6 protein-coding genes are annotated in these 11,772 nt (G+C 49.9%); 5 read left to right on the forward strand and 1 reads right to left on the reverse strand.

Annotated elements, in window-relative coordinates:
- Positions 1-121: 121 nt before the first annotated feature.
- Positions 122-1,630 (reverse strand): TniQ family protein, encoded by a 1,509-nt coding sequence (locus ACR0ID_RS15400; RefSeq protein WP_480606733.1) that lies wholly within the window; start codon positions 1,628-1,630, stop codon positions 122-124.
- Between the two features lie 211 nt (positions 1,631-1,841).
- On the opposite strand from ACR0ID_RS15400, the gene ACR0ID_RS15405 reads away from it, so the two are divergent.
- From ACR0ID_RS15405 to ACR0ID_RS15425, 5 genes are all read left to right on the forward strand, one after another.
- Positions 1,842-4,835 carry a BPTD_3080 family restriction endonuclease gene (locus ACR0ID_RS15405; protein WP_480606736.1) on the forward strand — a complete coding sequence of 998 codons (2,994 nt, stop codon included), beginning with the start codon at positions 1,842-1,844 and terminating at the stop codon, positions 4,833-4,835.
- Positions 4,832-7,885 carry a site-specific DNA-methyltransferase gene (locus ACR0ID_RS15410; RefSeq protein WP_480606738.1) on the forward strand — a complete coding sequence of 1,018 codons (3,054 nt, stop codon included), beginning with the start codon at positions 4,832-4,834 and terminating at the stop codon, positions 7,883-7,885. Before ACR0ID_RS15405 ends, ACR0ID_RS15410 begins: the two co-directional genes overlap by 4 nt.
- Before the next feature lie 44 nt (positions 7,886-7,929).
- A complete protein-coding gene (locus ACR0ID_RS15415) occupies positions 7,930-8,328 on the forward strand; it encodes a hypothetical protein (RefSeq protein WP_480606740.1) in 399 nt (132 codons plus the stop codon).
- Positions 8,325-10,403: a 3'-5' exonuclease gene (locus tag ACR0ID_RS15420; RefSeq protein WP_480606743.1), complete on the forward strand. Its 2,079-nt coding sequence runs from the start codon at positions 8,325-8,327 to the stop codon at positions 10,401-10,403. Before ACR0ID_RS15415 ends, ACR0ID_RS15420 begins: the two co-directional genes overlap by 4 nt.
- 92 nt (positions 10,404-10,495) lie before the next feature.
- On the forward strand, positions 10,496-11,437 hold the full coding sequence (locus tag ACR0ID_RS15425; RefSeq protein WP_480606746.1) for a GIY-YIG nuclease family protein: 942 nt from the start codon (positions 10,496-10,498) through the stop codon (positions 11,435-11,437).
- Positions 11,438-11,772: the final 335 nt, after the last annotated feature.

An 11,772-nucleotide genomic window follows, 5' to 3' on the forward strand; every position in this document is an offset into this window, starting at 1 on the left:
ACAGTCCGGTTTGGAGAGAATCCTTATACACCCGTATTTTCTACAGTTTTTTGGAACTTGAGAGTGAAAGAAACTGAGGTCAGATCAGGCAGACGCGCTTCATTTTAGCGTCGTCGGCAGATCAGCTTTTTTCGCGAACCCTCATTGTGTCGATTTCTGATTTCAGCACCAAGAATGACTTGTACCCTTCTTGATCCAATTTTCGAGCCAGCTTCAGTTTGCCCAAGCGGATTGCAGACAGAATTGATCCGACCTTTATTCCCGAACGCTTTTTGGCTTGTTGAATCTGTTCCCACCCATCGTCAGGGCCATCTAGTGGCTTAGCCAGCTTTTTAAGCTCTTCAACAAGTGCAAGCCCATCTGAAATTCGCCAAGGGGATTTCATCGAAGGAATGCTGAACCTAGGACGCAAAACACCATCTTCTGCAAGCGAAGAGAATTGTCTGCGGGTGGCATCCATAGCCATCCGCATTTCTGTTGGTCCAACAAGTTTTGGTATTTCTGTTAGAATATCTGCGTACGGTGCAGCGTTGAAGGTTTTGCGAGAATTCTGCCGTTTATCTTGAGCGGAAATCGCTCCTACGTGTATCAGAATCTTTTCCATTGCTGCGGGTCCGATATTTGCTTCTTGTGCAGCAGAATTGACCGAGTGAAGCCGTCTTTTGGATTGAATGAACCCGAGAACGCTTTCTCCTTCCGCAATCGGCCAAGTTTCGACAATACACTCCGACAATATTTTGCGAAAGATTGCGAAGTCTTTCTTAGTTAAATGAGCTCTTGCCAGATCCGAGTAGAGTTGCCCAAATGCCTTTAGCGGCTCATCGTTGCAACCGTCTGCCAAGTTTGCGAGTTTATCTAGCGCCCCTCGGATCGCGATATCTCCGGATCGTGCCACATTGAAGCCTAAGGATTGAGCAAGTCGGCGTCTCGGTATCGCATCTGCATTCGCTGAACTTTGTAACCGAAGCAACTCGGTTCCAAGTAGTGTGCAGAAAGTTGTCGAGGCATAAAGAGAGTGGTCCTTTAGCCATGTATCGTCAGTTCCGTTTGATAGACGAGTGTTGAGCCAACTATCATAAGGTGAAGGTTCCAAGCGCTGTTGCTCCAGCTTACCTTCTGCAATGTCGTCCATGATTTCTGTGAAACGCGAGGTCAGATCGTACCTGTCGACAGGGCGGCCAACATCCCAAAGCCGGACCAGTGGGTGTTGATGCTCTATGCAAAGACTTACGTCTTTCAGTTGCCAGTCACCGCGTAGCGCCATTTGAGTAAGCGGTCGGTCAGGCGCCACCTCAAAATCCTTGCGCAGACACACTGGGCAACCTCGAATAACTGGGTTTCTGAGTGAGCGAGAGACAAATACCTCATCGCGAAAGACCATTCGCACTTCTCCAATCGCTCTACCAGTCCAAGAAACCAATTCATCGAGCTGTGAAGGAGTTAGCCCACCGCAGGCCGCAATCCTTTGCAAAGCAGACTCATCGAGGTGTACCGCTCTCTTAAGTGAAAAGCCCATGTCCAATGCAAGATCGGTAGCGGAAACCCCATTCATCGCCGCCATCCTCGACAGGAAGGAAGGCACTGTTTCTTTTTTTGTTGGTGCAGGAGCAAGAGGGAGACGGGTCAGCATAAGACTTCGCTTGTGTTCAAGGGCGTACAATGACTGCGTTAATATGATTGATGCGTTCGGTTCAGTCCATTGCTGGAAGCCCAGATGACTCGAGGACCACTTCAAAATCTCGCAGGCTACAGCAAAGTTTGAGGTAGCAATCGTTTAATCTCCTTTTGATAGACGAAGTCTCTTGCTATCAACTTATGGAGGCCGATTGCAGGACTAAAGCGTGACTAATTTTTTCGAAGAACCAATACTCAATTCCCCTTACGAAGTACCCTCGAAACACTGGGAGTTGGATCACGAAGGCAACCCAACAAACGAAATCGTCAATCGCAGACGCCGTGCGGAATTTCTCATGGCTTTACCGGGCGATTCGGCTGGCAACTCTGATGACTTGTTCAGAGATGAACGGGAAGCTGAAGGGCTAGATCTTCAAACAGCGATCAACGAGCTGCGCACGGAAGTGGACCGTTGGCGCCAAATTCCAAACCCAAACGACTGGAAAGTTACGCCTGAAACCCAACGGCTACTTTTGCATTGGCGGAATCCGGAATTTGAAGGCCTCAGGCCGTTTTTTTGCCAAGTGGAAGCCGCGGAAGTCGCAATCTACCTCTCCGAAGTAGCGCCAAAAACGGCTAAATCGAAACGCTTCCTTCAGCGTTTGAGAGACGAGAGCGAGACGGCGAACCCAGATCTATTTCGTATTGCATTAAAGCTTGCCACTGGTGCGGGCAAAACCACTGTGATGGCGATGCTCATTGCATGGCAGGCTATCAACGCCGCGCGTCGCCCAAACAGTAAGAATTACTCAAAGGGCTTTCTGCTTGTCGCACCGGGTATCACAATTCGTGACCGCCTGCGGGTTCTAATGCCCAATGATCCTGAAAATTATTATCGACATCGTGGTTTGGTGCCCACTGATATGCTGCCGGATCTTGGTCAGGCAAAAGTTGTCATTACGAATTATCATGCTTTCAAACTACGAGAGAAAATTGAACTGTCGAAAGGTGGTCGAAGTGCTCTGACCGGGCATGGTGAAGAACTGAAGACTCTCGAAACTGAGGGGCAGATGGTTCAGCGGGTACTTGGCGACTTGATGGCTCTAAAAAACATCGTCGTCATCAACGATGAGGCGCACCATTGTTATCGCGTCCGACCGGATGCCGAAGATGAAGATCTGGACAAGGACGAAAAAAAGGAAGCGAAGGAAAACGCAGAGAATGCCAAACTCTGGATATCAGGTCTTGAAGCAGTAAACAGAATTCTTGGAGTTCGAACGGTATATGACCTATCCGCAACTCCGTTTTTTCTGCATGGCTCTGGCTACCCAGCTGGCTCTCTTTTCCCTTGGGTGGTGAGCGACTTCTCTTTGGTTGATGCTATTGAATGCGGCATTGTTAAACTGCCGCGGGTCCCTGTGTCTGACAACTTACCGACCGGCGAAGCACCACTATATCGCAACCTGTGGCCAGCAATTCGAAAAGGGATGCCAACCGGCACTAGAACAACCAATCGCCTAGATCCCCAAAGCCTCCCTATAGAAGTGAAGACCGCTTTGGATGCGCTTTATGGCCATTACGAGCGAACGTTCGAATTATGGGAACAAAACCAGATGGGTGTTCCACCCGTCTTTATTGTGGTTTGTGCGAATACCGTCGCGTCCGAGTTGGTCGCGGAGTACATTTCTGGCTACGAGCGGACGGACGAAAATGAACAAACTGACTATTTTGCAGGAAAGTTCGAACTCCTAAGAAATTTTTCGCAACATGGCGATAGATTAAACAAACCTCGAACGCTCTTGATCGATAGTCGTCAGGTCGACAGCGGCGAAGCTATCAGCAAAGACTTTCTGGCTGCGGCAGGACCTGAGCTCGAGATCTTCAAACGTGAAGTAGCAGCCCGGCAGGGAGCCGAGGCAGCACGAGTTTTGTCAGAAGGTGACATACTACGTGAGGTTATGAATACTGTCGGCCAGAAAGGGCGACTAGGAGAACAGATACGCTGTGTTGTATCTGTAGGAATGCTCACAGAAGGCTGGGACGCAAACAACGTAACCCATGTTCTCGGTCTGAGAGCGTTTGGGTCCCGGTTGCTTTGCGAGCAGGTCATGGGCCGCGCCCTACGAAGGATGTCATATGTACTCAATGATGATGGCCTATTCGAAGTCGAATATGCAGACATCATGGGCATCGATGGTCTTAATCTGGCTCCTCAAGATGCTGTCGACACAAAACCAAGGAAGCCCAGGAAGACAACAAGAATTGAGGCCGTCAGCCCAGACCGAGATCATTTGGAAATCATCTTTCCAAGGGTTGAAGGCTACAGGATTGAACTACCGCCAACCAAAATTCGCGCAGATTGGTCCAAGCTGGAACCTTATGTTTTGACGCAAGAAATTACCGGTGCGTGCGAAGTAGAAATGCGCGGAATCGTCGGGGCACCGGAGGTTCTCAACCTCGAATATCTAAGGGGCGTCAGGAAAAACGAGATCATCCTCAAACTGTCATCTCACATGATTATGCATAAGCTCAGAGATGAGGACGGAGAACCCAAGATCCACTTGATCACGCAAGTGAAGCCTATCGTTCGCAAGTTTCTGGATGAGTATCTTATCTGCAAAGGGGGGACCGTTCCAGCCCAACTGATGCACTTGCAATTGGCAGAAGAGGTGAGCGAGCTCTTGTTGGGTGTCATTAACTTGGCACATGCAGAGGAGCAGCCAATTCGCGCCCTCCTATCCCCGTACCAACCCGTTGGATCAACGATGGATGTTGGGATGAACTCGGTCAGTGAGAACTTGCATGAGTCGAAAGAAGACCGCTCACACATCAACTATGTCGTGTGGGACAGTCCTTGGGAGCATGATTTCGCAAAGCTGCTCGACGTGCACCCAAACGTAGTCTCCTATGTAAAAAACCATGGCCTCGGATTCAACGTTCCCTACACGATGAACGGACAGACGAAGGAGTATCGACCGGATTTCATCATCACGTGTGATGATGGTGAAGGTGACACCTTCAACTTGATAGTTGAGATCAAAGGATATCGCGGACACGACGCGATGCTGAAGGCGACGACGATGCATCAACAATGGATCCCAGGCGTAAATCGGCTCGGCCGGTTTGGTCGTTGGGCATTCTCCGAGCTGCGCGAGATACACGGATTAAAGAACAAATTGGACGAGGCAATCGCCGACGCCCTGACGGAGTTTTCGAAATGAGCAAACCGATAGAAACCCATACGCATCAGGACGAACGCACCAACATCCCGACGCCAGAGCTTGAACTCTTTATGGACGAAGAGCATCGCAAACCAATCCTGGTCGAGTTCGACCGACGGAATAAAGATCTTGACCCGCAATTGATTTGGCGGGGGAAAAGCATAACCGACAATACCTTCACAGTGCCGGCGCCGCCTTTGTACCTTCAAGAGCAAGTACATCCAAAAGCGCTGATCGAAGACTTGCGGTCTGGCCGGGTGCAGGACAACGAACTCTTCGGCGACCTATTCAGTCACTTTGGTGTTGAAGAAGAGGACTTGGAGAAAGAGCTCGAATTCTATCAACACTCCAAGAAATGGTCGAACCGGATGATCTTGGGCGACAGTCTCCAAGTAATGTCTTCATTGGGTGAGCGGGAAGGTCTTCGTGGGCAGGTTCAGTGCATCTACATTGACCCGCCATATGGTATCAAATTCAATTCCAACTTTCAGTGGTCTACATCCGAAACATCGGTCCAAGATGGTAAGTTAGATCACCTAACGCGTGAGCCGGAGCAAGTTAAGGCTTTTCGAGATACTTGGAGACAAGGGATACACTCTTATCTCAGCTACTTGAGAGATCGGTTACTTCTTTCGAGGGAGTTGTTGTCGGAATCTGGATCCCTTTTTGTGCAAATTGGGGACGAAAATGTTCACCGAATTCGATCATTGCTTGATGAGGTTTTTGGTGCGGAAAACTTTGTTTCGCAGATCACGTACAAAAGCTCCGTTGGTATGGGGGAAAAGTATCTCGACAATGTTGGTACTTTCATTCTTTGGTATGCAAAAGATCGTGAGAAGTTAAAATATCGCCCTGCCTTCAAGGAGTTAAAGATAGGTGAGCCTGGTGCGCTTCGATATCTCATAGTGGACGAGGTCGACGGTGTAGAGAGACGTTGCACTCCGCAAGAAGCGGCGGACTACTTCCGGACGAGCCAGTACGACCCCTACTTCAAACAAGGTCTGACATCTCGAACTGGAAGCGAAACGATTCAGTTTGAAGTACTCCATAATGGACAAAAGTATGTGCCGACTGTTGGTGGATGGCGGTCAAATGTGAGCGGACTTGAACGAGTCCAAATGGCCAATCGGATTACTATTGAAGGGCGTCGGTTAACTTATCGCCGTCGATTTGGTGATTTTCCCTACACGTCTCGTGACAATATCTGGGACGATATAAGCGGTGGGATCAAGTCACGGTCGGATCCAAAAATCTACGTGGTGCAAACATCAACGAGTGTGATTGAACGTTGCTTGTTGATGACGACTGACCCGGGGGACTTGGTGTTAGATCCGACCTGTGGCGCAGGAACAACCGCATTTGTCGCTGAGCAATGGGGGCGACGCTGGGTGGCGATTGACACGTCGCGCGTAGCGCTAGCATTGGCTAAGTCACGATTGATGGGAGCAAAATTCCCGTATTTCATACTTTCAGATAGCGAAGAAGGGCAACTAAAGGAAGCGGAGCTCACGCAATTACCAGAATCCCTTGACCGACCCCAATACGATATTCGTCGGGGCTTTGTTTATGACCGAGCTCCACATATCACGCTGAAATCAATAGCAAAAAATGCTGAAATAGAGGTGATTTTTGCTCGATACTCTGAAGATGCAAAAAACACTCTATCTGATCTCAATAGATCTCTTTTGGGGCAGAAAACACCGTTTGAAATCAAGCATGGCGGGCGTTCTGGACAGTTTATTGATTTCGCCGCAAAGGAGGGAGAAACATTCGCCATGGAATCTGGGGAGCTAGCTCCAAAGAATGGTTTCATGGAATGGGAAGTGCCTAGGGAGCCAAACACACCTTGGCCACAGGATGAGTTAAAGCTCTTAGACAAAGCTAAAAAGCTATCTAAGTCAGGCAATCCGACGGCGGCTGCGAAACGCGCATTGAACGAACTGAACCTCATCCGAAACTCGAATTGGACCTACGAAACGCTTCCAAAAACTGGTGCTACATCTTGGCCAGCGGAAGCCGCGGAGGCGCTCGAGGCGTTTTGGAGAGTACGGATTTCACGTCAAAATGAGATTGATTCTTCCATCGCAGTAAAAGCTGAGAGCGAGTTTCTCTACGATAAGCCTTATGACGACCCAAAACGTGTCCGAGTCGCGGGGCCTTTCACTGTCGAGAGCCTATCGCCACACCGTACACCTATCGTCGGCCCCAACGACGAACTTATAGATCTACTGGACGCGTCTCGGGGCGACCGAGATGCACCAGAAGGTGAGTCAGAAGCCTACTACAAGGCCATGATTGAGAACTTGAAGGCGTCGGGTGTTCACCAGCAGGACAAAGGCGACCGGATCAGTTTTACCTCCATAGAACCCTGGGCAGGCCACTATATCGGTGCTGAAGGTCGATATATCGAGGGAAGTGAGGAAGAAGGCACGGAAGCCGAGCGCAGAGCTGCGATTGTGATCGGCCCAGAGTACGGCTCGGTTCGTAGAGCCGACTTGATCGCCGCAGGGAGGGAAGCCACAGAAGCGGGTTTCGACATTCTGATCATCTGCGCTTTCAACTTTGACACCCACTCAGATGTTGATCGTCTTGGCCCTCTACCGATCCTTCGCGCTAGGATGAACCCAGACCTTCATATGGCGGGCGAACTAAAAGAAGGCGGAGGTAACCTTTTTGTAGTTTTCGGTGAACCGGACATAGAGTTGCTAGATGCGCCCGGAGATCGATTGAAGGTGAAGATCAACGGAGTAGACGTGTTTAAACCGCAGACTGGCGAAGTCGAAAGCACGGGCCCAGAAGGCATTGCTTGTTGGTTTGTGGACACAGACTACTCTGGTGAAAGTTTCTTCGTCAGGCAGGCCTATTTCCTTGGAGCAAATGATCCATACAAATCGCTCAAAACGACGTTAAAAGACGAAATCGATGAAGAGGCGTGGGCAAGTCTGAACTCGGATGTATCCCGCTCATTCAAGCGTCCTGAGAGTGGTAAGATCGCAGTGAAGGCGATCAATCACCTAGGTGACGAAGTGATGAAAGTGTTCGAGGTTTAGATGTCTCGATTATCCTCCAGGTTCTTTAAGTTGTGGGTGCCGAAATGAGTAGGAAGGGTCACTATGCCGGTGGCAGCACAATCATACGCACCAATCGCCACCTACAAGGAGGAAAATCCAAGAAACGATATGTAGGCATTTGGCACGAACAAGTTCCAAAAGATCCGAGCCAATTCGAAGGTAGATCGTTTGTGGTTAAGGCTGAAGAAGCCAAGATTAAAAAGAAGAAAACCAAAAAAGCAAAAAACAAGAAGAAAAAAGAGGACTTGCTGGAACGCCGGGAACGGGTGCTCAAAAAACGACTTGCGAAGCACGAGAACGATCCTGACTACACGGAAAAAGTTGAGCGGGTTCAAAAGGCTGCTAACCGTGCGATGCAAGGCGTGAAAGTCGAAATTAAATCAAAGGCAGGCAAAAGACCGAAGCAGGAAGGCAAGGCATGAACTTTCGGATTGCTGATACCTTTTCCACTAGCCTTGCGAAGCTGACAAACCAAGAGCAGTCAGCGGTCAAGCAAACTGCATTTGATCTCCAAATGAATCCGTCCAACCCTGGGCACTCTTTTCACAGGGTTGACCGAGCGCGCGACAAGAATTTTTGGACCGTGCGGGTGAACAGAGATATCCGAATGGTCGTTCATAAGCAGGGCGCAAATATGCTCCTTGCATACGTAGGTCATCACGACGACGCTTATTCTTGGGCCGAACGACGCAGGCTGGAGGTTCATCCGAGAACTGGCGCGGCTCAGCTTGTTGAGATCCGCGAACGCATTGAAGACATTGTCGTAAAAAGGTTCATTGAAGAGACCGCGCGAAAACCAGCGGTCCTATCCGATGTAGATGAGGATACACTTCTGTCAGTCGGGGTGCCTAGCGACTGGTTGGAAGACGTAAAGACAGCGACCGAAGACACAATACTCGACATCGCTGAATACCTTCCAGGTGAAGCTGCTGAAGCGGTCTTGAACCTCGCTGTTGGTATCCAGCCAACTGCATTGCAAATGCCAAGCCTGCCGGTCGAAGATGCCCATACCGATCTTGCTGTCGCATTCCACCACCCGGATGCTCAACGCCGGTTCCACCTTCTAGAAAGCCATGAAGAACTGGCCGCAGCTATGGATGCGCCTTGGGAGAAGTGGACAGTTTTCCTTCATCCTTCGCAGCGCGAGTTCGTAGAGAAAACCTTTGCGGGTCCGGCTAGAGTTACTGGTTCAGCTGGCACCGGTAAAACTGTAGTCGCATTGCATCGCGCCGTGTACCTAGCTCGAAGATCACCTAGCTCTCATGTCTTACTTACGACCTTTACGGAAGCACTGGCGACCGCTCTCCAGTTTAAGCTCAAAAGGTTGATTGGGCATGAGCCCGAGGTATTGTCACGCATTTCCGTAAGGCACATGACAGGAGTAGCGGAAGAGCTGTTTGCTGCACGCAATGAGAATTTGGAGATAGCTCCAGAAGCTCGCATCGCCTCAAAACTGGCGGCAGCCAAATCGGACTATGATGCGAAGTTCTCCGATGAGTTTCTTCTCGATGAATGGACGAACGTTGTCGATGCGTGGAACGTGACAGATCGGCAAGCATATCTTGAAGTGCCGCGCTTAGGTCGAAAAACGCGTGTCGGCGGTAAGCAAAGGGAAGTTCTTTGGGATGTTATGCAGGCAGCTCGAGATGCTTTGGTAAATGAAAACATCACAACGTGGAGTGCTGCTTTCCATGATCTTGCGCGCAGCGGCGAGGTGAAAGGGTTGTATGACCACATAGTTGTAGATGAAGCTCAAGACCTGAGTGTGGCTGAATTGAAATTCTTGGCATCCATAGCCGAAAAGGATGATGGCCTGTTTTTCGCCGGGGACATAGGCCAACGGATTTTTCGCCAACCTTTCTCTTGGAAGTCCTTAGGGGTCGATATTCGGGGTCGCTCCAAGGTACTCAAGGTAAACTACCGAACTTCACACCAGATCCGCGCCGCAGCGGACAGACTTCTACCGAGCAAGATTTCCGACGTCGACGGCAACGAAGAAAGCCGAAACGGCGTTGTTTCCGTATTTTCTGGCGTTGCGCCCATAGTCCGGGAGTTCCAAAGCGCCGAGGACGAGATAGAAGGTTTGAGCGATTGGCTGACCGAGGTGTTGGATGACGGTGTAGAACCTGAAGAAGTAGGTTTAGTTGTGCGCACTCGGGAGCAGCTTTGGCGAGCAGAAGCCGTAGCCAAGCATCTCGCACTGAAGCACCAGTTGCTGACATCCAGCTCAGAGCCTGCAAAATCCCACGTGAACATTTGCACAATGCACATAGCGAAAGGCTTGGAGTTTAGAGCTGTTGGTGTCCTGGCCTGTGACGAGGATGTGGTCCCTCTGTCGGCGCGTTTGGAAGCAGCCGCGACGGAAGCTGAACTCAAGGAGGTTTATGAAACCGAGAGGCATCTCCTGTACGTTGCTTGCACCCGCGCTCGCGAAGCGATCATGGTTTCAGGTGTAGAGCCATACTCAGAGTTTTTGGAAGATTTGGCGGAACAATAGGGCTGCACTTCAGAACGCGACACTCGCCGAGATCAGAACTTTCGCACAGTTCAATTTCGAAGAATTGGTAATCAGAGACTGGAAAAATTGGCATGAATGGCCTGCCTCAGGGAAAGCAGATTTGGATCAGAGCCTTTTTCGGCTTCGGCCCTGAAGATGATGGATACGTTGGCTGGACGCAGGAAAGCGTACGAGACAGATTCTTGGAAAGGCTCAACGATGGCGATCTCCTGCTAATTTATGGTGCAAGTAGCACGGAGACAGAGAAGTCGCTCCGCTCATATGTACTTGGATTCGTTCAGATCGATGCGAGGCCCATCCGAGATTTTAATAAATCCTCCGACCAAGGATTGGCCTGGAAAAGGGAACGTGGTTGGGAGGAAAAATGGACCTATGGCATCCCAGTTCGACGCGCCTGGCGTGCTGAAGAAAAGGTTATGATCCGGACTATTGCTTTCAATTCCTACAGACCAGAAGCAGGCCAAGCTCTGGCCGTTTATGGTACAGACTTGGATTCAGAAGAAATCGCTCAGGCTCTGAAAATTAGAGTTCGTGAAGTAAGCGTTTTTGGCGAACAACCGATCCAAGAAGAGGATAGCAAGATTGAGCCGTTTGCCGAGGTTTTTAAACCCACGCGAGCGTTTCCCGGCAGCCTAGGAGAGCGTGTTTCGAATTACGAAGACGGCGACACCTACTTGTATCTCGCCGTCTTTGAAGGCGATGGGCATAGTCTGTTAGGTCGTAAAAAGGCATTTGGAGACAAGTCAGTGGCCATGAAGGTTGGTGTCTCCAATTCACCAAAACGGCGGCGAGAGGAGCTAAATTCCGGATTTCCTCCAGCAGCTCCAGGAAAATGGGAGATCAAAGCTACCTCTCAAGCATTTCCAAACAAGAAAGCAGCTGAAGAGATGGAAGCTATGTTCAAGGATCGGTCCATTGGAAAGTTAGAAAGCTTAGGCGGGGAGTTCTTCTGGGGTCTTCAGGAAGAGGCAGAAATGCTCTGTTGGTCACTCCCCGGTATGTCTCGGTTTTAAGCAGCCGGAAAGCCTCCGGCTGGCCATTCGACGTGGTGCGTCTCTCTCCGAGCACCTATCGATACACAGGATTTGATTTCCAACGCTAACACGATGTTGTTTTCGTGTTGTGAACATAGTGCGGTAGCTTCAGTAACCGTGCGTACTTAGTCCCGCTGAAGATTGGCTCAATTGTTCTCGTCATTGTCATTCTCTTCTTTGGCGATGCGCTCATCCAACTCGCGAATGCTCGACTGAAAGATCGACTGTTGATTTCCGCTGAGAAGTGACCCGGTATTTTCACCGAGATTTGACCCACCTTTGTTTATGTCTCAGCGTTTATGTTGTGGTCAATG

This window comes from Ruegeria sp. AL2 (assembly GCF_056540845.1).

Bases quoted from the DNA above. Each gene is read 5' to 3' on its own strand.
- ACR0ID_RS15400 (WP_480606733.1), bottom strand. From the start codon at position 1,630: ATGCTGACCCGTCTCCCTCTTGCTCCTGCACCAACAAAAAAAGAAACA.
- ACR0ID_RS15410 (WP_480606738.1), top strand. From the start codon at position 4,832: ATGAGCAAACCGATAGAAACCCATACGCATCAGGACGAACGCACCAAC.
- ACR0ID_RS15415 (WP_480606740.1), top strand. From the start codon at position 7,930: ATGAGTAGGAAGGGTCACTATGCCGGTGGCAGCACAATCATACGCACC.
- ACR0ID_RS15420 (WP_480606743.1), top strand. From the start codon at position 8,325: ATGAACTTTCGGATTGCTGATACCTTTTCCACTAGCCTTGCGAAGCTG.
- ACR0ID_RS15425 (WP_480606746.1), top strand. From the start codon at position 10,496: ATGAATGGCCTGCCTCAGGGAAAGCAGATTTGGATCAGAGCCTTTTTC.